This window comes from Rossellomorea sp. NPDC077527, from assembly GCF_044542955.1.
In the GTDB taxonomy this organism is placed as follows: Bacteria; Bacillota; Bacilli; order Bacillales; family Bacillaceae_B; genus Rossellomorea; species Rossellomorea aquimaris_E.
In genome coordinates this window covers 618,971-641,887 of the sequence record NZ_JBITVL010000003.1, presented here as the reverse complement: position 1 = coordinate 641,887, position 22,917 = coordinate 618,971, and the positions used below count along the sequence as shown (strand labels likewise).

General features: G+C 42.7%; 25 protein-coding genes. 11 read left to right on the top strand and 14 right to left on the bottom strand.

Features of this window, described 5'->3' with window-relative positions:
• Nucleotides 1–41 precede the first annotated feature (41 nt).
• From ACIGG7_RS13175 to ACIGG7_RS13160, 4 genes are all read right to left on the bottom strand, one after another.
• Complete coding sequence (locus tag ACIGG7_RS13175) at nucleotides 42–1,430, bottom strand: ammonium transporter (protein ID WP_397549922.1); 1,389 nt, start codon at nucleotides 1,428–1,430, stop codon at nucleotides 42–44.
• Nucleotides 1,431–1,482: 52 nt separating this feature from the next.
• The gene (locus ACIGG7_RS13170) at nucleotides 1,483–1,824 is read right to left on the bottom strand and encodes a P-II family nitrogen regulator (RefSeq protein ID WP_224941575.1); all 342 of its coding nucleotides are present in this window, start codon (nucleotides 1,822–1,824) and stop codon (nucleotides 1,483–1,485) included.
• Between the two features lie 284 nt (nucleotides 1,825–2,108).
• Complete coding sequence (locus ACIGG7_RS13165; RefSeq protein ID WP_397549921.1) at nucleotides 2,109–3,464, bottom strand: MATE family efflux transporter; 1,356 nt, start codon at nucleotides 3,462–3,464, stop codon at nucleotides 2,109–2,111.
• 93 nt (nucleotides 3,465–3,557) lie between these two features.
• Complete coding sequence (locus ACIGG7_RS13160; RefSeq protein ID WP_397549920.1) at nucleotides 3,558–5,318, bottom strand: alpha-glycosidase; 1,761 nt, start codon at nucleotides 5,316–5,318, stop codon at nucleotides 3,558–3,560.
• 283 nt (nucleotides 5,319–5,601) lie between these two features.
• Between ACIGG7_RS13160 and ACIGG7_RS13155 the strand changes: the two genes are divergently transcribed.
• The 5 genes from ACIGG7_RS13155 (at nucleotide 5,602) to ACIGG7_RS13135 (ending at nucleotide 11,896) form a co-directional block, all read left to right on the top strand.
• On the top strand, nucleotides 5,602–6,876 hold the full coding sequence (locus ACIGG7_RS13155) for an extracellular solute-binding protein (protein ID WP_397549919.1): 1,275 nt from the start codon (nucleotides 5,602–5,604) through the stop codon (nucleotides 6,874–6,876).
• A 151-nt stretch (nucleotides 6,877–7,027) separates the two neighbouring features.
• A complete protein-coding gene (locus ACIGG7_RS13150; protein WP_224941571.1) occupies nucleotides 7,028–8,314 on the top strand; it encodes a carbohydrate ABC transporter permease in 1,287 nt (428 codons plus the stop codon).
• Between the two features lies 1 nt (nucleotide 8,315).
• Entirely contained in the window at nucleotides 8,316–9,158 is an 843-nt protein-coding gene (locus ACIGG7_RS13145) for a sugar ABC transporter permease (RefSeq protein WP_224941570.1), read from the top strand.
• A 38-nt stretch (nucleotides 9,159–9,196) separates the two neighbouring features.
• Nucleotides 9,197–10,735 (top strand): alpha-amylase family glycosyl hydrolase, encoded by a 1,539-nt coding sequence (locus ACIGG7_RS13140; RefSeq protein WP_397549918.1) that lies wholly within the window; start codon nucleotides 9,197–9,199, stop codon nucleotides 10,733–10,735.
• Nucleotides 10,736–10,864: 129 nt separating this feature from the next.
• Nucleotides 10,865–11,896 (top strand): LacI family DNA-binding transcriptional regulator, encoded by a 1,032-nt coding sequence (locus ACIGG7_RS13135; RefSeq protein WP_224941568.1) that lies wholly within the window; start codon nucleotides 10,865–10,867, stop codon nucleotides 11,894–11,896.
• Between the two features lie 65 nt (nucleotides 11,897–11,961).
• Here ACIGG7_RS13135 and ACIGG7_RS13130 read toward each other — a convergent pair whose 3' ends face one another.
• Nucleotides 11,962–12,828 carry an SDR family oxidoreductase gene (locus ACIGG7_RS13130; RefSeq protein ID WP_224941567.1) on the bottom strand — a complete coding sequence of 289 codons (867 nt, stop codon included), beginning with the start codon at nucleotides 12,826–12,828 and terminating at the stop codon, nucleotides 11,962–11,964.
• A gap of 126 nt (nucleotides 12,829–12,954) precedes the next feature.
• On the opposite strand from ACIGG7_RS13130, the gene ACIGG7_RS13125 reads away from it, so the two are divergent.
• Nucleotides 12,955–13,080 carry a hypothetical protein gene (locus ACIGG7_RS13125; protein ID WP_397549917.1) on the top strand — a complete coding sequence of 42 codons (126 nt, stop codon included), beginning with the start codon at nucleotides 12,955–12,957 and terminating at the stop codon, nucleotides 13,078–13,080.
• Nucleotides 13,081–13,183: 103 nt separating this feature from the next.
• Here ACIGG7_RS13125 and ACIGG7_RS13120 read toward each other — a convergent pair whose 3' ends face one another.
• From ACIGG7_RS13120 to ACIGG7_RS13105, 4 genes are all read right to left on the bottom strand, one after another.
• Complete coding sequence (locus ACIGG7_RS13120) at nucleotides 13,184–14,536, bottom strand: CoA-disulfide reductase (RefSeq protein ID WP_397549916.1); 1,353 nt, start codon at nucleotides 14,534–14,536, stop codon at nucleotides 13,184–13,186.
• A gap of 69 nt (nucleotides 14,537–14,605) precedes the next feature.
• Nucleotides 14,606–15,097 (bottom strand): YajQ family cyclic di-GMP-binding protein, encoded by a 492-nt coding sequence (locus ACIGG7_RS13115; protein ID WP_034763412.1) that lies wholly within the window; start codon nucleotides 15,095–15,097, stop codon nucleotides 14,606–14,608.
• A gap of 166 nt (nucleotides 15,098–15,263) precedes the next feature.
• Nucleotides 15,264–15,395 (bottom strand): DUF3941 domain-containing protein, encoded by a 132-nt coding sequence (locus tag ACIGG7_RS13110; protein WP_098353057.1) that lies wholly within the window; start codon nucleotides 15,393–15,395, stop codon nucleotides 15,264–15,266.
• 57 nt (nucleotides 15,396–15,452) lie between these two features.
• Nucleotides 15,453–16,310 carry a DegV family protein gene (locus ACIGG7_RS13105; protein WP_397549915.1) on the bottom strand — a complete coding sequence of 286 codons (858 nt, stop codon included), beginning with the start codon at nucleotides 16,308–16,310 and terminating at the stop codon, nucleotides 15,453–15,455.
• Between the two features lie 167 nt (nucleotides 16,311–16,477).
• Here ACIGG7_RS13105 and ACIGG7_RS13100 point away from each other — a divergent pair, with 167 nt between their 5' ends.
• Nucleotides 16,478–17,332: a YitT family protein gene (locus ACIGG7_RS13100; protein ID WP_224941564.1), complete on the top strand. Its 855-nt coding sequence runs from the start codon at nucleotides 16,478–16,480 to the stop codon at nucleotides 17,330–17,332.
• A gap of 135 nt (nucleotides 17,333–17,467) precedes the next feature.
• On the top strand, nucleotides 17,468–18,124 hold the full coding sequence (locus ACIGG7_RS13095) for a BsuPI-related putative proteinase inhibitor (RefSeq protein WP_224941563.1): 657 nt from the start codon (nucleotides 17,468–17,470) through the stop codon (nucleotides 18,122–18,124).
• Nucleotides 18,125–18,169: 45 nt separating this feature from the next.
• On the opposite strand, the gene ACIGG7_RS13090 is transcribed toward ACIGG7_RS13095, so the two are convergent.
• The 3 genes from ACIGG7_RS13090 to ACIGG7_RS13080 form a co-directional block, all read right to left on the bottom strand.
• Entirely contained in the window at nucleotides 18,170–18,361 is a 192-nt protein-coding gene (locus ACIGG7_RS13090; RefSeq protein WP_224941562.1) for a DUF3813 domain-containing protein, read from the bottom strand.
• A complete protein-coding gene (locus ACIGG7_RS13085; RefSeq protein WP_224941561.1) occupies nucleotides 18,361–18,507 on the bottom strand; it encodes a hypothetical protein in 147 nt (48 codons plus the stop codon). The genes ACIGG7_RS13090 and ACIGG7_RS13085 overlap by 1 nt, the downstream gene beginning before the upstream one ends.
• Before the next feature lie 106 nt (nucleotides 18,508–18,613).
• Nucleotides 18,614–19,429 carry a Cof-type HAD-IIB family hydrolase gene (locus ACIGG7_RS13080; RefSeq protein WP_397549914.1) on the bottom strand — a complete coding sequence of 272 codons (816 nt, stop codon included), beginning with the start codon at nucleotides 19,427–19,429 and terminating at the stop codon, nucleotides 18,614–18,616.
• Nucleotides 19,430–19,619: 190 nt separating this feature from the next.
• On the opposite strand from ACIGG7_RS13080, the gene ACIGG7_RS13075 reads away from it, so the two are divergent.
• Both ACIGG7_RS13075 and ACIGG7_RS13070 read left to right on the top strand, forming a co-directional pair.
• Nucleotides 19,620–20,393 (top strand): prolyl oligopeptidase family serine peptidase, encoded by a 774-nt coding sequence (locus ACIGG7_RS13075; protein ID WP_397549913.1) that lies wholly within the window; start codon nucleotides 19,620–19,622, stop codon nucleotides 20,391–20,393.
• Nucleotides 20,394–20,477: 84 nt separating this feature from the next.
• On the top strand, nucleotides 20,478–20,786 hold the full coding sequence (locus tag ACIGG7_RS13070; RefSeq protein WP_224941558.1) for a metal-sulfur cluster assembly factor: 309 nt from the start codon (nucleotides 20,478–20,480) through the stop codon (nucleotides 20,784–20,786).
• Between the two features lie 65 nt (nucleotides 20,787–20,851).
• Here the strand turns inward: ACIGG7_RS13070 and ACIGG7_RS13065 are convergent, their stop codons facing one another.
• Together ACIGG7_RS13065 and ACIGG7_RS13060 are read right to left on the bottom strand one after the other, a co-directional pair.
• Nucleotides 20,852–21,544, bottom strand: a complete 693-nt coding sequence (locus ACIGG7_RS13065) for a Crp/Fnr family transcriptional regulator (RefSeq protein WP_224941557.1) — start codon at nucleotides 21,542–21,544, stop codon at nucleotides 20,852–20,854.
• Between the two features lie 70 nt (nucleotides 21,545–21,614).
• Nucleotides 21,615–22,424, bottom strand: coding sequence for an undecaprenyl-diphosphate phosphatase (locus ACIGG7_RS13060; protein ID WP_224941556.1), 810 nt, complete (start codon nucleotides 22,422–22,424; stop codon nucleotides 21,615–21,617).
• Nucleotides 22,425–22,618: 194 nt separating this feature from the next.
• Here ACIGG7_RS13060 and ACIGG7_RS13055 point away from each other — a divergent pair, with 194 nt between their 5' ends.
• A complete protein-coding gene (locus ACIGG7_RS13055; RefSeq protein WP_224941555.1) occupies nucleotides 22,619–22,798 on the top strand; it encodes a YjzC family protein in 180 nt (59 codons plus the stop codon).
• Nucleotides 22,799–22,917: the final 119 nt, after the last annotated feature.

Below are 22,917 nucleotides of genomic sequence, written 5' to 3'. Positions count from 1 at the left end.
CAAACAAAAAAAAGAGCCGCTAAAAGCAGCCCTTCTATTCATTAAATTGTGTTTCGTTGATTCACGCTATCGCTCATTTGCCCTGAACCAATTGAATTCAATCGTTCTACTAAATCAGAACCGAATGGAGAAACGGAAGAAACGTTTGATTCCAACACAGTGTCCTTTAATTCATAAGCATTGGATCCATGTTCTGTAAAGTCAAGTCCTGAAAGCTCTTCTTCACGTGATACGCGAATGCTCGATACTCTCGTTACGATGTAGAGGAATCCCCCGACAGTGATGGATGTCCAGGCAATGACAGCGATGACGCCGAGTGCTTGAGTAGCTAAGAGTGTCGCGCCTCCTCCATATATTACCCCATTTTGAACATCGAATAATCCTACTGCCACTGTACCCCAAACCCCACAGATCCCGTGAACGGCAATTGCTCCGACAGGGTCATCGACTTTCAATTTCGAATCGATGAATGTTACAGCTTCTACCAGGATGACACCAGCAATAAGTCCGATGATGAGAGACCCGACCAGGGATACATTGGCACAGCCGGCAGTGATACCGACCAGTCCACCGAGTGCACCGTTTAGAGTAAGGGACGGATCGATCCGTTTATATCTGAATAACGTGTAAAAGGCGGATGAAAGGATGGCGGCAGATGCTGAGAACAATGTAGTCGTGATGACCTGCGGCACAAGAGTAGGATCGGCTGCCAGGCTGCTGCCCCCATTAAATCCGAACCATCCAAACCAGAGAATGAATACCCCGAGTGCGCCAATTGGTATATTATGACCTGGTATGACATTTACTTTCCCTTTGCTGTATTTACCGACACGTGCACCAAGGAATAATACAGTGATGAAGGCACCGACTGCGCCGGTCAGATGGACGACGGTAGAACCGGCGAAATCGACGAATCCAAGCTCTGAAAGCCATCCTCCTCCCCAAACCCAATGACCGACGATAGGATAAATGATTCCAGTCATGGCGATGGTCAGAAGAATATAGCTTTTAAGCTTCATTCTTTCGGCAACAGCACCGGAAATGATGGTTGCACAAGTAGCAGCGAAAACAGACTGGAATAGGAAGAAGCCGATGTCTTCACGTCCTGAGAGGAAGAAGCTATCCAATCCAATGATCCCACCTTGAGTCCCGCCAAACATGAAGGCGAATCCAACGATGAAATACAAGACAGAAGCAATGGCTACAGTTAAGAAGTTTTTCATCAAGATATTAAGAGAGTTCTTTGCCCGTGTGAATCCTGTTTCAACCATTGCAAATCCGGCGTGCATAAAGAATACGAGTACGGCCGCGATCATGACCCATAAGGAGTCAACGGAAGCTTGAACAGACTCAGCAGTAGGGGATGCTGCAAATGCAGTAGTGCTCACGAATAATGACAAAAATGACAGAGCAGAAATTTTTTTAATCAATGATATCCCTCCATAATTGGTTTTACCTTGGCGGTTGTATTAAACATTAGTTTTATAAAACAGCTTTTTTCCCTCGTTCCCCTGAACGGATTCGAATCACTTCCTCAACAGGATAAATAAAGATTTTCCCATCTCCCACGGTTTCGGTACTGCAATGTTCAACTATGAGATCGATGATGTCTTCCACTTGAGTGTCGTCGACGATCATTTCCACTTTTACTCTTGGGACTAACTGCAGTTCGAATTTATTTCCTCTGAAGATCCCTTGTTTTCCTTTTTGTTTCCCGCACCCTGCTGCTTCCGATACGGTCAAACCACTAAATCCACGAAGACATAATGCTTCCCGTAGAGACAGAAATGCTTCTGCACGGATAATTGCTTCCACTTTTTTCATCGTTATTTCCTCCTTTTTAAAATGTTTATTGAATACGCCTCTTTGATGTTAGGTTTTATGACATGTATAAGTTATATTATTTATCATATTCAGAAAATAACAAAAGTTCAAGTATTAATTTGCTATGTAAGCGTTTTAATGTAAAAAAAGTTAACATTAAATAATTGAACGCGCTTTCAATTTGTTTTGAAAAGAGAAAAAGAGCCAACTCAAAGATAACAGAGCTGACTCTTTTGGGAATGTGTTCGACTTTATAACATAGTGCCATAGGAAGGTCCGTCCCTCTACAAGGCGTTTTTATCATTTTGGATGAACCGTTTGTGTATCCAAACCTTGGACCGCCAGCGTTTGAGCATGATGATGCCTCTTAGCCATTCGTCTGCTATGAAGGAAATCCAGATTCCGATTAGTCCGAGACCGAACCAGATTCCAAGGATATAGGAAAGAGTGACGCTGACTCCCCACATGGATAATACCCCCATATAAACTGGGAACCGGACGTCACCAGTAGCTCTGAGCGCATTGATGACCACAAGATTGAAGCTTCTACCTGGTTCGAGGATGATCGTCAGATAGATCAACACCTTACCAAGTGAAATGATGTCTTCGTTGCTTGTAAAGATCCGGAGAAGAGGCTCTGCTGCAAAGGAGAAAATTCCTGCCATGATGAGAGAGATGACAATGGCGATCTTTAAGCTTTTTAAGCACCGTTCATAGGCGTTGTCAAATTCTCTTGCCCCAATCATATGCCCGATGATGATCTGAGTTCCCTGACTGATGGCGACACTGAATAAGAAAATGAACATCATCAAGTTCTGGGCATATACCTTTGTCGTCAGGGCATTCGTTCCAAGACTTGCGATAAAATACGTGATGACCATTTGAGATCCGTTATAAGATAGGTGCTCTCCAGCAGATGGGATCCCAATCCGTAATAAATTCTTTACGTGTGAGACGGGAATATTGAAGAGTGACCTGAATGGAAGAGCATTTGGTATTCGTCTCCTTATCACGATGATACTTACGACGAATCCAATCAGTCTTGAGGTGATGGTGGATATGGCCACACCTTCCACACCTAATACAGGAACTCCGAAAGGTCCGAAAATAAATAAGTAGTTTCCGATCACATTGATGATATTCATGCCGATCGTGATATACATGGCGTCTTTCGTATAGCCATAGCTTCTCATGATGGCCCCTGCCGTCATGATCAGGGCCTGGATGAAAGCGAAGCCTCCTACAATTTTCAGATAGGAAGATGCTTCATTCATGAGAGCGACAGGTAGATCCATCGATAATAGGATCGGCTTACTGAAAAACACAAGGGCGATGCTTAATGCCAGACCGAATACTACATTAACAGCAATGGAGACGATGGACACTTCGCCGGCTGATCGATTTTCGTCTGCTCCTAAATGCTGGGCAACCAGGATGGCCGTCCCCGTTGCAACAAATCCAAACATTACAATAATGAGGGAAAGGATCTGGTTGGATACACCGACGGCTGCAACGGAGTCATCCGAGTACTGACTCAGCATTAACGTATCTGCATTTCCCATCAGCATATGAAGGAAGATTTCAATGAAAATCGGCCAGGTCAAGGCGAAGAGAGTCATGTTCTTTTGATTCTTACTCATAGGGGGGCTCCTTTATTTGGCCGGGGCCAGACTTCTTAAATAGATAAGGGGACTAACCATAGAGGTGTAGTCCCTTCATTTATGAAAACTTTACTAGAATTGGATGATGGTAAAACCGAATCCTTCCAGCGTCACTTCGATTGATTCTGCCTCAGCTGCAAATTCTTCGTTACTCCAAAGATTCGTGATTTTCTTACCCTTGAGTGCAAAGGGTAATGTAAATGTGGTTGATTCTTCACTGCAGTTTAAAAGAACAAGCACGGTTTCATCTCCGTTTGATTTCGTAAAGGCAAGACAATGCTCGTGTATGTCACCTGGTAAGAAGGAAAGAGTTCCTTCATTACTGAGTAAAGGAAACTGTTTTCTGAGAGCGATATGCTTTTGGATATGTGCAAATAGATCTTGGTTATGTTGATCTTCTTCCCAAGGGAAACATTTTCTGCAGCCGGGATCCTGAACGCCTGTAAGACCAATTTCATCTCCGTAATAGATACAAGGTGTTCCCGTGAAAGTGAGCATGAACGTATATACTTGTTTAACTCGGCGAATGTCTTCCCCGCATTCTGTCAATACACGGGGCGTGTCATGACTTCCTACTAGATTGAAATTTACTTCATTCACGTTTTTAGGATACATATGAACGACAGACGTCATATTCTCAACGAACGCGGCAGGAGAGATCGTTTGCTTGGCAAACAGATTCAAGAGATTTGTCGTAAATGGATAATTCATGATCGCGTCAAACTGGTCACCTCTTAACCAGGGCATGGAGTCATGCCAGATTTCACCCAGAATGTATACGTCGGGTTTTAAATTTTTGACTTCTTTACGGAACTCACGCCAGAAGTGGTGATCCACTTCGTTCGCAACATCCAGGCGCCATCCATCAATATCGAATTCATTGATCCAATAACGTCCGACCTCCAGTAAATAATTACGAACCTCTTCATTTTCAGTATTTAACTTCGGCATGGAAGGCTCGAATGCAAAAGTATCATAATTAGGAGGCTTACTCTCAATATCCAAAGGGAAATCATGCACATGGAACCAATTACGGTAACGTGATTTTTCACCATTTTCAAGAACGTCCTGGAACTGTTCGAAATAGAATCCACTATGGTTAAATACGGCATCCAGCATCACTTTGATCCCGTTCTCATGACAAACCTTGATCAATTCCTTCATTGTCTCTTTTGTACCGAACTGTGGATCTATCTCAAAATAATCTATTGTGTCATATTTATGATTGGAGTGCGCTTTAAAGATAGGGGTGAAATAAATTCCTGTGATTCCAAGGTCTTTTAAATAAGAAATGTTCTGAGTTACGCCTTCCAGGTCCCCACCGAAGAAATTGGTTGGTGTCGGATCTGTACTATTCCAAGCGAGTGCTCCTTCAGGATCATTATCAGGATTGCCGTTTGCGAACCGTTCCGGGAAAATTTGATACCACACCGTATCTTTCACCCAGGAGGGGGCATTGAACACATCAATGGAATTCAAGAAAGGGAAACAGAAAAAATCACCAATATCCTCAGATGGGGATTCGTTGAACCCTTTTTCTCCATAAAATATTTCTTCTTTTTCATCTTGAAGAAGAAATCCATATCGAAGACGCCTGTAGGGAGGGGTAATGGAAGCGAACCAATAGTCAAATAGATGATCCGTACCGGTCATCACCATATCTTTCCGATCGTACATCCATTTTCCGTCTTCCCATTGATAGGGATCACCGTGTAGGAGAGTGACAGAGGTTACGTCATTCTTCTTGGTGCGCAGACGGATGTGTAATTCTTTATTAGTGCAAGCGTATGCATAATTATCTTTCGGTCTATGATAAACAGCTTCCAATAGCATCGTGTTTCCTCCTCATGTTTATTTCAATTAAAGAGTATTCGAAACAGGGAGGGATGTCAATAAAACATATATAGAGGGATAAAGCGTTTTCTTTTTTCAGTGGATACTATAAAAAATTTTCAAAAAAGTATTGTCAAAAGGATTATAGTTTGTATAATAAGAGATAGGTTGTGCAATCGTTTTCACAAGTGGATGTAAGCGATGTCTTTTGCGTTCTAGTGCAATCGTTTGTTCAATCTAAAATATGGATTAATCGTTTTTACCATACTTAGGAGGGGTCAAGATGAAGAAAGCGTTATCATTACTGATGGTAATCATGCTTGTATTAGGGGCGCTCGCTGCTTGTGGTCCAAACCGTGAGGAAGGATCCAGCGACAGCGGAGAGAAAAAGGCTGACGATGCAAACAAACCTGAAAAACTGGTTGTCTGGGAAGATCAAGAGAAAACTGGATGGCTGGATGAAGTAGGTGCCAAGTTCGAAGAAGAGACTGGCATCAAAGTTGAAGTGAAAGAAGTCGAAATGGCGACTAAAATGAAAGAACAATTACGTTTAGACGGTCCTGCGGGAACTGGCCCGGACGTATTGACATTACCACATGACCAAATTGGTGAACTTGCTCTTGCAGGGCATATTGCTCCTCTAGAAGTGGATGGGGACATTGAAAAACGCTTCACTGAATCTTCCATGACAGCTGAGAGTTATGATGGGAAATTATATGGTCTTCCAAAGTCTTCTGAAACGCCGGTATTTGTTTACAATAAGGCGTTAATGGATGAAGCGCCAAAGACAATGGATGAAGTATATACATTCGCTAAAGATTTCACGAAAGATGGAAACTATGGTTTCTTAGCTCTATGGGACAACTTCTATTTCGCACATGCACCAATCGGTGGATTCGGCGGATATGTATTTGCTGAAAATGATGGGGCATTGGATGCGAAAGACCTTGGATTAAACAATGAAAGTGCTGTAGAAGGTACTGAATATATTCAAAAATGGTACACAGATGGATTATTCCCTAAAGGAATCATTGGGGAAAACGGTGGATCTGCACTTGACGGTCTATTTGGAGAAGGAAAAGTTGCTTCAGTCATGAACGGTCCTTGGTCTTTCCAAGGATATAAAGATGCCGGAATCGACATCGGTATCGCTGCTATGCCTAAGCTTCCAAACGGAGAGCCAATGAAAACATTCATGGGTGTGAAAGGCTGGCACGTGTCAGGCTATTCTAAAAATAAAGAGTGGGCTCAAAAATTCATCGAGTTCATCACTCAAGACGAATATGCGAAATTACGTTTCGAACAAACACAGGAAGTTCCAACGAACCAAGGTTTGATCGACGATCCAGCGATTGCTGACAACCCGGGTGCAAAAGCGGTTGCCGAGCAATCACAATATGCGGTTCCAATGCCAAACATTCCTGAAATGGGAGAAGTTTGGGGACCAATGGCTGATTCACTTCAAACGGTTGTAACCGGTAAGCAAGAACCAAAAGCGGCTCTTGATGCAGCGGTGAAACAAATCGAGCAGAACATTGATGCTAATCATTCTAACTAATTATTAAACAATAGCGGTACCTTCTCATCCTGAGAGGTACTGCTATCCTTTTAAAGACCTATTCAAGGGCTTTTTAAGGAAATAAACACTTTTTTTCTTAAAAAGCTCTTGAAGCTTATCAAAATCGTGAACGTAGAAAGGGGAATATAGGATGGAGCAACAATCCTATCAAACAAAACATAGAAAAACAGCGCTGGCCCTTTCCCTAATCCCAGGATTAGGTCAGATGTATCATAGGCAGTTTATGAAGGGCGGATTTTTCCTGATCATGACAGCCGCCTTTATCCTTGTCTTCAGAGATTTGATCGGCTACGGATTATGGGGAATTACGACCCTAGGGACAGACGTCTCATACGGAGATCATTCCATTTTCTTAATGGTATACGGTATTTTAGCAATCATTGTATCTATTTTTGGAATTGGCTTTTACCTGTTCAATCTTCGGGACGCTTATAAGAACGGAGAAAAGAGAGACAGGGGAGAGAAACTTAGCACGATCCGTGAGCAGTACAAAAATCTGATCGACAATGGATTCCCATACCTTATTATGTCTCCTGGATTTTTACTGCTTGTATTTGTAGTCATCTTCCCAATTATCTTTGTTGTCCTACTGGCGTTTACAAACTACGATTTGTATCATTCACCACCGGCTAAATTGGTCGACTGGGTGGGGATTCAAAACTTTGTTGATATTTTCAAAATTGATATTTGGAGGGAAACATTCATTACCGTACTTGCCTGGACGCTCGTATGGACATTTGGAGCGACAACACTTCAGGTAGCACTTGGAGTATTCCTTGCCATCCTTGTCAATCAAAAGGATTTGAAAGGGAAAGCCATCATACGTACGGTTTTTATCCTGCCTTGGGCCATCCCGGCTTTCGTTTCAATTCTCGTTTTCGCCGGAATGTTCAATGAATCATTTGGTACAATCAACCGGGACATCCTTGGATTCTTCGGAATTGAAGGTTTACCATGGATGACCGAACCGATGTATACAAGAATTGCATTGATTTGTATTCAAGCCTGGCTGGGCTTCCCGTTCATCTTTGCCATGACAACAGGGGTGCTTCAATCCATTCCTGATGAACTTTATGAAGCAGCGACGGTTGACGGTGCATCGGCATTCCAGAAATTCAAAAACATCACGTTGCCCCTTGTTCTTTTCGCAACGGCTCCAATCATCATTACGCAGTACACGTTTAACTTTAATAACTTCAATGTTATTTACTTGTTCAATGGTGGCGGACCAGCTTTAACAGGACAGAACGCTGGTGGAACGGACATCCTGATCTCGTGGATCTACAGTTTGACGATGACATCCGCTCAGTATTCAAAAGCCGCGGCCATCACATTATTATTATCCATCATCGTCATCACGGTAGCGATATGGCAGTTCAAGAGAACGAAATCATTCCAAGAAGAGGATATGATGTAATATGAATATGAAGAGACAGAAACTCATACGTTTAACACTTTCATACGCAGTCATCGGAATCATGTTTGCCATCATTCTTTACCCGGTTGCCTGGATCATCGGATCTTCTTTCAACCCGGGTCAAAGTTTATCCGGTTCATCTATCATTCCGAAAAATGCTACATTGGCACATTATAAGGAACTATTTGACTTAGAAAAAAGTAATTATATGCTTTGGTACTGGAATTCATTAAAGGTCAGTTTATCTACGATGGCCCTTACCGTTTTACTTGTCAGTCTGACAGCTTATTCTTTCTCTCGATACCGTTTTGCAGGACGTAAAAATGGACTGATGACATTCTTGATCTTACAAATGATACCGAATTTCGCCGCACTGATTGCGATTTTCGTATTAGCATTATTAACGAAACTTTTGGATACTCACATTGGTTTGATCCTCGTTTATGTTGGAGGTCAAATCCCGATGAACACATGGTTAATGAAAGGGTATCTTGATACCATTCCGAAAGAGCTTGATGAATCAGCCAAGATGGACGGAGCAGGACATTTGAGAATTTTCTTCCAAATCGTCATGCCCCTTGCAAAACCGATTATTGCCGTTGTTGCACTGTTTTCTTTCATCGCACCATTCGCAGACTTTATCATTGCAAGTATTCTATTACGTTCAGAAAAAATGTACACATTACCGGTTGCCCTTTATGATATGGTGGCGAAGCAATTCGGAGCGGAATTTACTACCTTCGCTGCCGGTTCGGTCCTCATTGCCGTACCGATTGCCCTATTATTCCTGTTCTTCCAGAAATACTTCGTTTCAGGATTGACGGCAGGGGGTACAAAAGGATAATCTTATAGGCGTTACTAACAATTTTAGGAGGAGCGGAGATGAAAAGAAGAGTATTATCTCTCATTTTAGTCCCGTTTCTTCTTTTTTACGCCCTTCCGGTAGGAGCAGTTGAAAAAGAAGAACGAACATGGCAGGATGAGACCATTTATTTTCTGATGGTCGATCGCTTTAATAATGGGGATATGAGCAATGATAAGAACGTAAACACAGAGGACCCGAAGGCCTATCAGGGCGGGGACTTCCAAGGAATCATCGATAAGCTGGATTATATCAAGGACATGGGATTCACCGCCATTTGGCTGACACCGATCTTCGATAATCAGCCGATGGGTTACCACGGATATTGGATCACTGATTTCTACAAAACGGAAGAACATTTCGGATCCATGAAGACATTCAAAAAACTTGTGGAAGAAGCTCATAAGCGGGACATGAAAGTCATGCTCGACTTTGTGGTCAATCATGTCGGTCCCGAGCACCCTTGGGTGAATGACCCTGAAAAAGCCGATTGGTTCCATGAGAAACAGCCGATGAATTTTAATAATGAAGAAAGTCTTCAGAATGCGTGGTTATATGATCTTCCCGATTTAAATACAGAAAATCCCGAAGTGAAAAACTACCTATTTGATGCTGCCAAGTGGTGGATCAAAGAAACCGACATTGATGGATATCGTCTGGACACAGTGCGTCATGTCCCTCAAGCGTTCTGGGACGAATTCAGTGATGAAGTGAAGTCTGTGAAAGATGACTTCTACCTGTTAGGGGAAGTGTTCGACCGGGATCCCCAAAAGATTGCTGCGTACAATGATGTAGGGATCGACGGCTTCGTCAACGTCCCTCAGGCTGAAGAAATGCGTACCGTATTCCAGAAGCCGGATACCTCCATGGAGCGGCTATTCAACTTTTGGAAATACAATGAAACCTATTATGACAATCCTTATCTAATGGGAACATTCATAGATAATCATGATATGGAACGATTTACGAGAATGATTGTTCAAGAGAAGCTATTCCCGGGAACAAGGTGGAAGCTTGCTCTTACGTATATGTACACTACCCCGGGCATTCCGATCATGTATTACGGATCTGAAATTGCGATGGACGGTGGCAACGATCCTGACAACCGCCGCTTTATGAATTTCCGGGCTGATGAAGAACTGATTGATTATATCAGTCGACTTGGTGAGCTTCGTCAACAATACCCATCATTGACGAGAGGGAATATCGAACCCCTCTACAACAAAGATGGCATGGGGATCTTTAAGCGCACGTACAAGGATCAAACAACCGTCATAGCCATCAACAATACGAGTGAAACGCAAAATATTCAATTAACGAAAGAAGATTTAGCGGATAATCATGAATTAAAGGGATTAATCGGTGATGACCTGGTACGGAGTGATAAGGATGGTAACTTTCACCTCGTGATGGACCGTGAAGAAGCAGAGATTTATTTGCTTAAAGGCAAGAGCGGGCTGAATTATCCTTATCTATTTACACTGGGGACCATGTACTTCTTATTCTTTCTATTCCTCTATCTCGTTTGGAAGCGGGGGAAAGGAAAGAAGAAGCAATGAAATTCTTGCAGGGTACTAGATTAAGTCCCTGCTGTCCCTTTTATAAATAATAAATTGGAAGCGTTTTAATCTAATAGAAAGCATCCCGTGTCAGGGATTCGCTTTTTTCGAAAGAGGGAGGTGGAACGAATGGCGGTCACCATAAAGGATGTGGCTAAACTTGCAAACGTAGCACCATCCACCGTATCGCGAGTTATAGCAAACAATCCAAGAATAAGCGAAAAAACAAAACAAAAAGTACGGGAAGCAATGGAGCAATTGGGTTATCACCCTAACTTCATTGCACGGAGTTTGGCAAATCAGTCCACTCAAGTATTAGGACTTGTTTTACCAGGTTCGGCGAGTACTTTTTCCCAAAATCCATTCTTTCCGACGGTATTAAGAGGGTTAAGTGAAGGGGCTCAAGAAAAACAGTATGCCCTTCAAATGTCGACAGGTCAATCCGAAGAGGAAATATATGATGGGGTCGTTCAAATGGTCCAGGGTGGACGGGTGGACGGGATCATCCTGCTTTACTCGAAAGTTGAAGATAAAGTGATGAACTACTTAAAAGACCGGAATTTTCCTTTTGTCGTCGTCGGAAAACCTTATAAATATTGTGAAGAAATTACACATGTGGACAATGACAACTACCGTGCGACAAAGGAAGTAACGGATTATCTCTTGGAGCTCGGGCATGAAGGCATTGGCTTTATCGGAGGAGATCTTAATCTCGTCGTGACAGTGGAGAGGTTGTTAGGATACGAAAAGTCCCTTAGGAATGCAGGGATCGAGATGAAGGACGAATATATCATTCATGAAGAATTTCTTCGTGAAGGGGGGCGTGAAGCCATTAATGAGCTCATGCAGCTGAATGAGCCCCCGACGGCACTTGTGGTAGCAGATGATTTAATGGCACTTGGTGTCTTGAATACACTCGATGAGATGGGCATCCGGGTACCTGAAGATATCTCCATTGTCAGCTTCAATAACGTACTTCTTGCTGAGATGTCCAGACCACCGCTCACGTCAGTTGATATCAACATTTTTAATCTTGGGAACGAGGCAGCGAAAAGCCTGATTCAAAAAATTGAGAACCCGAAAGAGCCGATCAAGAGAATCATTGTTCCGCATCATCTTGTAAAACGATGTTCTTGTAGTGAGCGTAAAGTGAATGAATAGTAAAAAGCGACTGAAAAGATGATGCTCCTAAGAAAGAGCATCATTGTCTTCAGTCGCTTTTTCTTTTATCCGTTAATGACGGTCCCGCCGTTGATATGGATCATCTGCCCCGAAACATAGCTTGAATCGTCGCTTGCCAGGTATACGTAGGCTGGTCCCAGTTCAAATGGCTGTCCGGCCCGGCCAAGCGGGGTGTTTCCACCAAATTCAGCAACCTTTTGAGAACTAAAGGTGGATGGAATCAGCGGCGTCCAGATCGGCCCTGGAGCTATACCGTTCACCCGAATGCCGTCGGATGCAATATTTTCAGCCAGGGAGCGGGTGAAGCTGACAATGGCCCCCTTGGTAGAGGAGTAATCAATCAGGTCTTTATTCCCTTTATACGCCGTTATCGAAGCTGTATTGATGATGGATGCCCCTTTCTTAAGATGAGGTAGAGCAGCTCTCGTCAAGTAAAACATGGAGAATACATTCGTTTTGAACGTACGCTCAAGCTGCTCATCGCTAATATCCGTAAGCCCTGCCTGAGGATGTTGCTCCGCGGCGTTATTCACGAGTATATCAAGCTTACCGAACTCGGAAATCGTCTTATTCAGGATATCGTTGCAAAAAGTGGAGCTGCCAATATCTCCGGGGAAAAGAAGGCATCTGACTCCTTCAGCTTCTACCAATTCTTTTGTTTTATTGGCATCTTCATGCTCGTCAAGATATGAAATGGCCACATGGGCCCCTTCCCTTGCGAAATACCAAGCAACCGAACGGCCGATCCCGCTGTCCCCTCCAGTGATAAGGGCAATCTTCCCATCCAACTTGCCGCTTCCTTTATAGTTTTGATCTGTGTGAATAGGTTGAGGGTTCATTTCTCCCACCGTACCAGGCTGGTGATCCTGATGCTGCGGGGGAAATGTTTGCTTTTGATTTTGCTGTGCCAATGAAAACACTCCTTTGTTGGTGGTTTAGGTTATCTTAGAATAGTGTTTACCCGGAAAAAATATTTATTAACGTGGTTTTTGGGAGGAGATGGAGGTGAGGTTGGATCAGGGAGGAGGTAGGATTATTTGAGTGTAAAAGAGGGGAAGGAATCCAGCCGAATCTTTGGAAAATCCAGCGGTTTTACTGAAAAATCCAGCCGTTTCCCGATGATATCCATCCGGAATAGCAAAATATCCAGCCGTTTTCAGTGAAAATTCAGCCGTTTAACAATTTTTACCGATACCGACAACACCATTCAATCTGATTACATCCCCCAAAAAAAACAGGCCACTGCTAAGAGAAGCCTGTTAGTTCCTATTTCTTATTCATCAATCCTGCACCTTTATATCCAATCATATTTAACAACCCTTTTGGAGAAGAAAAGGGAGGAGCGTAGCAGGTTTCGATCTCCTGAAGATCGGTAATCGTCAAACCACCGTAAATGGCAGTGGCAAGTGTGTCAATTTGTTTATCCACACCTTCTCCTCCTACGACATTTCCACCAAAGATCTTACCTGTATCAGGACAGAAATGGACGCGGACATATACGTCATGAGCCCCGGGATAATATCCTGCGTGAGACTTCCCTTCATGAACAGCTGTTTGATAGCAGTATCCTTTATCATGTAACTCTTTCTCATTCAGTCCCGTAGAAGCGATGGAAAGATCGAATACTTTCGCTATCGCTGTCCCAAGCATCCCTTTGAAAGGAATCGGATTTCCCGACAGGTACTTCGCGACGATGTAGGCTTGCCGGTGGGCGGGCCAGGCAAGTGGAACTTGTTTCGGGGTTCCATCAATATAGTCAATGAATTCTACGACATCGCCGACAGCATAAATGGATGGATCGTCAGTCTGCATGAATTCATTACAGAGGACCCCACCCGATTCCCCTAAGGATAACCCAGCTTCCTTTGGGAGATTATTGTTCGGCTTTACCCCTACGGAAAGAAGAATGAAATCAGACTGCAAGGTTTCTCCACTGTCAAGTTTCAGGGTGCATTCAGGTAACACTTCCTTCAGTCCGTCATTCGTGTACAACGTTACTCCATTCTCACTGATATGATCCTGTAAGGTTAATGCAGTCTCTTCATCGATCGTGCTGATGACGTGCTCCGACCTTTCAACGACATTCACCTTCATTCCCAGATGAGTGAAGTTCTCTGCCATTTCCACACCGATGAACCCACCGCCAATGATGGTACATGTTCCAGGCTTTTCGGTTTGTACAAACTGTTTAATCCTGTCCATGTCTTCAACGGTTCTCAGATGGAAAGCTGGGATTTGATGAAGGCCGGGAATGTCCGGAATAAAAGGAGAGGCACCCGTTGCCACAACCAGATAATCATATGTTTCTTCGTAATCCCTGTTACGATCATGATCCCTTACCGTTACCGATTTATTTTCTCTGTTAATCTGTAACGCCTCGTGATGCATTCTGACATCGATCCTTTTTTTCGTATGTAACGTTTCAGGAGTGGCTGCAAAGAGACTTTCCCGATCTTTGATCACATCTCCCAAATAATAGGGCATTCCACACGCCCCATATGATAAGTACGATGTTTTCTCAAGAAGGATGATTTCGATTTCGCTGTCGACTTTCCTAATTTGGGATGCCGTTGTGGCGCCTCCGCCAACCGCACCGATAATGATGACCTTTTTCTTCATGTTCTGCCTCCTAAACAAAAGAAGTCTAATGGAGTTATTGTACCCATTAGACTTCTTTGAAAAACCGTATTAACGGAAGTTTACGTATTGTACATCAATGGAGAGGTCTGCTTCACGAATGGCTGCGATGATTTTTTGAAGATCATCTTTGCTTTTGCCTGTTACGCGTACTTGATCATCCTGCACTTGACTCTTTACCTTCACCCCGGAGTTTTTGATGATGGTGTTGATTTTTTTTGCATTGTCTTTGTCAATCCCTTGTACCAGTTTGGCGCGCTGACGGACAGTACCGCCTGATGCTCCCTCGAGTTTGCTGTAGTCAAGATTCTTTACCGGAACATTGCGCTTGATCAATTTACTAAGAAGGACGTCCTTCAACTGATTCATTTTGAATTCATCATCGGAAACGAGAACGATTTCTTCTCCGTCAAGCTTTATGTCGCTTTTGCTGCCTTTGAAGTCATATCGTGTTTGAACCTCTTTCAACGCGATTTGTATTGCATTGCTTACTTCTGACATATCCACCTTGGATACGATATCGAATGAACTTTCCTTTGCCATATGTAATCCCTCCATAATCTTTTCTCTCTTCATTATAGACAAGCTATGATGGTACAGACAACTTCTTTGGATGGATTGTAGAAAGGTTTTTGAGTATCAAGTTCATTTCAAAGATAAGAAAGGCACCAGCTCATTTAAGAACTGGTGCCATCGTCCGTTTCACCTCTTACAGATGATCGGTTTTTTTGGAGTATTGATTTTTACCGGCTTTCCGGTTCACTTCTTTGATTTTATTCTTTTCCTGACGCAGGGCATTGTTGTCTTTTGCCTTTTTTTCATTATCTGATGTATGTGGCATCGTGCTTCACCCTTCCATAATGGATTTCCTTCTTAGTATGAGGAAGGGGAGGGAAGTTTATGAGTGCTTGTTTAAGAAAAATATGGCTAAAGTTCCTGTACCTGTATGAGATCCGATTGCACATCCAATAATACTGATGTAAACTTCCTTCGGTGAAAATCTTTCTTCGATCAGCTGTTTCATTTCAAGGGCAAGTTCTTCGTCATCCCCATGACTGATCGCGATGACCTGTTCCGAAAGGTTTTCGCCTCGTTCTGACATTAAATCAAGAATGCGTTTAAGAAGTTTCTTTTTTCCGCGCATCTTTTCAATCGGAACAAGCTTTCCATCTTCTACATGCAGAAGTGGTTTGATATTCAGGAGGCCGCCTAGAAAGGCTGAAGCCTTGGAAACTCTGCCTCCTTTTGCGAGGTACTCGAGATCTTCTACAGTGAAGAGATGTTCCATATGCTCTGAATGGAAACGGGCTCCCTCTATGATTTCTTCTTTTGTGCCGCCGTTTTTTAGAAGTTCGGCAGCTTTCATGACGACCAAACCGTAACCCAGTGAGGCACATCTCGAGTCAATGATTGTCAGGTCGAGTTGGGGGTAGTCCTCTTTTACTTGATCCCGAATCATGACCGCTGTTTGATAGGTACCGGATAACTGAGAAGAAAACGCAACGTATATGCCGGATTGGTTGGATTCTGCAAGCTGAGTGAATTGTTTAAGGAATAGGTCCGGTGACACTTGAGACGTTTTCGGCATATGCCCGTCCCTGATTTTATTGAAGACGGTTTTAGGTTCGATGTCGATCAAGTCCTCGTAGTCCTGACCATCTATATGTACTTTAAGCGGCAGTAGCTCTATGTTGTGTTCGTTGAAATAGGCAGCAGGAAGGTCGCTTGCACTATCTGCAAATAATTTTACTGTCATCCTCATCATCCTTTGACTTTTCATATAGCTTTAGTCTAGCTATTTTTGACAAAAATAACAATCGATTGACCATGAATTTATCATAAAAAGATGAATAATAGAGGGAGTTTAGTTAAGATGAAATGTGGAACATAGAAAAATAACAACAAGATGCAGGAGGTATGTGTATGTCGAGAGATCATGTTCAGCTGGAAGCGAAAAAGTTTGTCGTGGTGTTGGTGGGATCCCTGTTAGGGGCCATTGCCATGAACTTTTTTCTTATCCCGGCCAATGTTTATGCGAGTGGCTTTACGGGACTTGCCCAGCTGTTGTCGAGTGTATTAAAGGAATTTGCACCCTTTAATATTTCAACAGGTATATTATTATTTATCCTCAATATCCCGGTGACCATCCTGGGGTGGCTGAAAGTCGGCCGTTCCTTTACTGTATACAGCTTTATTTCAGTATTTTTAACGTCCTTTTTCCTGGAAGTGATCCCTGTCATTAAATTATCTCCCGACATTCTGCTTAACGCAGTGTTCGGTGGGGTTATTGCCGCAATTGGCGTAGGGATCACATTGAAATGGGGGGCGTCTACCGGGGGGATGGATATTATCGCCATGATTCTTTCAAGAATGAAAGATAAACCGGTCGGATCTTATTTTTTCTTGATGAATGCGGTTATCATCACGTCTGCAGGATTCCTTTACGGCTGGGAAAAAGCCTTATATACCTTAGTCACATTATACGCCTCCACACGTGTAATCGATGCCATCCATACCAGACATGAGAAGCTGACCGCGATGATTGTCACCAAGAAATCGAATGAATTGAGGGAAGCCATTCACTCCAAGTTGGTGAGGGGAATTACGACCTTGCCCGCTAAAGGCGCATTCTCCGGAGAAGACAAAGAAATGTTAATCATTGTGATTTCACGCTATGAACTGTACGAGCTTGAACATACCATCAAGGATGTAGATCCTGATGCGTTTACGAATATCGTTCAAACCACCGGGATTTTTGGGTTCTTTAGAAAAGATTAGAATTTGATGTTTAACAGATACTATAGGTGAAACTAATTAGAAAGGGGTATCACCTTGAAGGCGATTCTGTATATACTTTTCAGCTTTTCCCTGTTTTTATGTGCACCTCTGAGTACCAGAGCTGAGAATATTCCCTTGATTTTTTCCGTGGAAGCCTTCCCTGGAGAAGAGGGAGTCGACATTCAGCTTATCCTTTACAATAATAGTTCTCGTGATATGGACATTACGTTTCGTACGAGTCAGATGTTTGACTATACGATCAAAAATAAAGCGGGAAATGTAATGTATCGCTATAGTGTGGGGAAATCATTCTTACAAGCTTTTCAAACTATACACATTTCTAAAGGTGGAACAAAGGTCTGGAAAGAGAGATGGGATTACACGAAAAGCGGGAAGCGTGTCCGGAAGGGCGACTATACCATTGAAGCCATGCTATTGGGAGAAGATATGAGTGGTTTCAATACTCCTTTTCGAGCTGTTGCTTCATTTACAGTACCTGAAGAAAATCCTTCTTTCAGAGGGGTGAAGGTTAGGGAAGTTAAAGGCCGATACACGGTAAGTGGACAAGCACGTGTATCGAACGGAAGTTTCTATTATTCAGTTGAAGATGGTCATAGGACTCTGGTTTCTGAAACGTTCCTCAAAGTAAATAAAGAAGCGCCTCACTGGACGACGTTTTCCATCATCCTTCCTGAGATGAAAAAGATAAATGGGAGTCTCTTCTTAAGCCTCTATGAGAGGGATGCGGGTGATGGTAAGATCATTCATCCATATCTGATTACCATTCCATAAAAAGAACAGGGTTGTCCATCACGGGCAACCCTGTTTTCATCTTATTTATGATAGGCGGTTTAACTCATCTTGAAGAGCATGCAGCTGCTTTTGTTCTTCAACATTTGAGTTAGCATAAGCAGAGGACAAAGCATTCTTTGCTTGATCAATGGACATTTGAGCATTTTCCCCGGAACTGCACGCCTGTTTGGCTGCAGATACAGCACTACGGGCCTGTTGGAATAAAGGATTGCTCATTATTCCAGCCCCCCTGAGCCTTCATTGGAAGCAAGCTTTTTCGCTTCTGCTTCAGCGTAGGTCAGATGATACGGGATGCGCTCATCATGCTTTGATACAGCAATCTTACCTTGTTGTACAAATCGTTTTGATTTATTTCTACCCATCACTACCACCCCTTTTGCAAGTTGGAACGCGAGATGCGCTCCTTACTAGTATGGCTTTCTCACGATGAACATAAAGTAAGAAGATATACCCACTGTTGCCAATTGATTATAGGTCGAAGCGCTTTTGCAGGTAGCGGCCGATTCCATCCTCTTCATTGGAAAGTGTCACTTCATTCGCGATATCTTTCAGTGGCTCAATGGCGTTTCCCATGGCGACACCAGTTCCAGCGTATTCCAGCATTTCAAGGTCATTATCTTCATCCCCGAATGCGATGATTCTTTCTTTGGGTATGTTCAAGGAAGAGGCAACGCGGTCAATGCCCACCGCCTTATTCAACCCTGTTTTGACGATTTCAATGATGTGCCATGGAGCAGCCCAACGGCGATGATCGATCAGTTCTGCATGAACATCATCTAAATGTGCACGAATCTCGGCCACATCCTCTTCTTCGGCATGGATGAGCATGGAGGTGGGGTGATCTGTCAGTACATTGCGAATATCACCTGTAGAGATGGATGGATTCCCCATCATAAACACATCGATGATCTTTTCATCATGATAGTGAAGATATACATCATCCATAACTTCAGCGACAATGTTGCGAAATTTAAATTCGTCACATGCATCAATGATTTGTTTTGCGACTTTTAAATCCATCGGTTCATGATAAAGACCCCATGATGAATCAGTTGGATGATGCACGAATGCACCATTGAAGTTGACGATGGGAGTCGTCAACTCTAATTGTTGATAATACAATTCACTTGCACGAAATGGTCGACCTGTTGCAATCATCACTTCATGCCCCATTAGTCGTGCTTTTTTCAATATATCGTGAGTTTTGGACGAAATTTTCTTCTCATCGGTTAATAATGTTCCGTCCAGATCTAAAACAATCAGGTGTTTTTCTTGTAAGTTCATTTGTACAAATCCCCAATCTTAGTGGTGTCTAAGGCTATTATAGTGTACCGTGACAACTTGAAAGTTGTCCATATCCTGCTTATTGACTTTAAGAAATGTTTACACTCGCTTACGATTTAAATATTATACATGCTACCAAATGTAGGATATCATAGTAAAGTGAAATGCAATCAGGAGGGAGAGGACAATCATGATTTTAGTTGATAAATCAAATATTCAAAACATCCCATTTCTTCACCTTGTTAAGGAAGAATACATAGATAAACCATTACCCACATGTTTTTTCATTCATGGCTTTACGAGTGCGAAAGAGCATAATCTTCACTACGCCTATCTACTGGCGGAAAAGGGATTCAGGGTGATTCTCCCCGATTGTTTAGAGCACGGAGAGCGGGCAACCGGGAAATCAGAATATCAATTGGGAGAGGTCTTTTGGAAGATTGTCTTGAATACGATTCATGAATTATCGGTCTTAAAAGCACATTTTGAAGAAAAAGGACTAATCCTTCCGAGTGGAATCGGTGTTGCCGGTACATCCATGGGAGGGATTGTGACATTGGGTGCACTGACACAATATCAGTGGATATCCTCTGCTGTTTCATTGATGGGAAATCCTACGTATGTTAAGTTTGCCAAAGCCCAATTGTCTCAAGTGGAATCGTTAGGATATGACATCCCCTTCAGCCAAGAGGAAATCGATAGCATGATGAACGAGCTTGCACAATACGATCTGAGCCTTCAACCTGATAAGCTCGGGGGAAGACCACTCATGTTCTGGCACGGAAAACGTGATAAAGTCGTACCTTTTAACCTTACAAGGGAATTCTATGACAGCATTTTACCTTATTATCAAAAGAATGAAGACCATCTGCTCTTTATCGAAGACGATAAAGCCGATCACAAAGTGACACGGGAAGGCGTATTAAAACTTGTCGAGTGGTTTGAAAAGCATTTATCAGCCTAACCTTTTGTTTTCTACTTATATATTTGATAAGATTGGTAATGAGTAAGAAGGAGATACAAGCATTAAGAACAAGGAGTGATTAGCATGGATCAAGACCTTAAAGATAACATGATGGGTGCCTTGGAACAGGTAGTCGACCCTGAATTAGGAATAGACATTGTTAATTTAGGTTTAGTATATGATGTGGAGTTGGACGAAGAAGGAAAAGCGACTGTCACAATGACCTTGACATCAATGGGTTGCCCACTCGCAGGAACCATCGTTGATCAAGTCAAAACGGCATTGAGGGACATTCCAGAAGTCAAAGAAACAGATGTAGACATCGTCTGGAATCCACCTTGGAGCAAAGACAATATGTCCCGTTATGCTAAGATCGCATTGGGCATTCGGTAATCCCTGATAGTCATGAAAAATCCCCAGGAGGCAACCTTGTCCCTGGGGATTTTTTTGTATATTTCTTAATCAATCCGGCATATGGACACCGGACAATTTTCACAATCGATCTCATCTTTTAAATAATCTAGATTGTGAATGGTGATGTATCCTCTTTCCGAGCTGAGGACGTCTTTTTTCTTCAATTCACTGAGTAAGCGGTTCACCACTTCCCTGGGTGATCCGCAAAAATTGGCCAATTCCTGGTTGGTTAAGGGCAAATCGATGAGAATGCCATCTTTAACGCTTTTTCCATAGCTATTGGTCATGCGGATCAGGGTAGAGTACAGGGCTCCTTTTTTCCCGTGAAGGATCAGGTCGCGGAACTTTGTTTGGTTCTGCCGATTTTGAAGTTGTATCCATTTTAGCCACTTAATTGTCAGGTCACCGTTCTGGGAAAGCTTTTCTTCAAATTCCTCCTTAGGTAACACAAAGACCTCCGTCTCCTCCAAACTCTTTGCACTGAGCATGTAAGTAGCCTCTTTGCAAAATAACGTCAGCTCGCCGATCACATCGTTACTCGAACAGATGCGCAGGGACAATTCACGACCGTCAGGAATGATCTTGCTGATTTGAACTCGTCCGCCTTTGATTAAATATAGCTCGTGTGCTACTTTTCCTTCCTGAAACAAAAAACGACCTTTCTCTACGGTTTTGACTGTTTCATTTTCAATAAATAATTGTTTAATCTCAGAAGGGAGTTCAAGGTATTCACTCATGAAATCACATCATTTCCATCTTAATGTCTTATTACAAGCTTAACAAAGGCACCGGACGGACAGAAGGGGATTAAGCGAAAATAAGGACGGCAGCGCCAACAACGGCACAGTATATCGCAAAATATTTCAAGTTTCCTTTAGCCATAATATTCATGAACCACTTTAATGAGAAGTATGAAGCGATCAGTGATGCAATGAAAGCGACTAAGTACGGAACCGCCCTAGAGGCTAAATCAGGGTCGTCCATTAGATCACTGATGCCGAATACCATGACACCGACACTTACAGGTATATAAAGAAGAAATGAGAAACGCAGCGCTGTTTCGGATTTCATTCCGCTGGCCATGGCTGCTACGATCGTAGCACCTGAACGACTGATCCCAGGGATGAGGGCAACCGCCTGGGCAAGACCGATGATGATGGCGTCTTTTACATTTAAATCTCCATCATTCTTTCTCCCTCTAAGGTTACGGATCAGCCACAGTGCGATACCGGTAATAATCAGGGTAATTCCTACGGTAGTGATTCCAGTTAAATGTTTTTCAATTATGTCCCCAAATAAAACACCAATTAACCCAGCAGGGATTGTTGCAATAATCAAGTAGATAATGAAATGGAAATCTCTTTTCGTTTCAGGTGTTTTATGTTTAAAATAGCCCAATCCATTCACGATCAGACGTATGATGTCTTCACGGTAAATAATGAGTACAGCGAGCAATGAAGCGGTGTTGACAAGCATTTCAAAAGTCAATGTAGCATCTTCAATTCCAAGAAAGTGCTGAGCAAGCAGCAAATGTCCACTCGATGAGATCGGGATGGGTTCCGTGAAACCTTGAAAAATCCCTAAAAATAAATATTTCATGATCAGATAAAAATCCATTGTGTATCCTCCAAGCTTTTATTCTCCACATTTTTTAATTTAACACCATAAAGGGAAAGACTGTAAAGCCTTTTTCCGAATGTTAACCGAACCGTAACGTGTTTATCATATTTATCCTTCATATGGCATGCATGAATGCTCTGTACTGTAGAAAAATAGGAAGGAAGCATTGCTTCGAAAAAGGAGGGGTAACAATGGGACAATCACGCCAATTCAGGGCCGGGGACAAAGCTCCTAACAACGGTGAGTATATAGAAATCGGTGAAACGGGGAGCATGGTGAAAAATCCTCAAAAACTTCGTTTGAAAGCTGGGGAAAGGTTCCCTGAAAACTCCAATCACAATCGTATTTGGTCGTATGTGAGAAAACCATAAACAAGAGGAACAAGGATGCCACGATGAGGCGGTCCTTGTTCCTTTTCCTTTCCCTTTTTTCGTAGAAAGGGATATAATGTAAGTAAAGGTCAATAAAGGTCAAAATGAGAGGTGAAAAA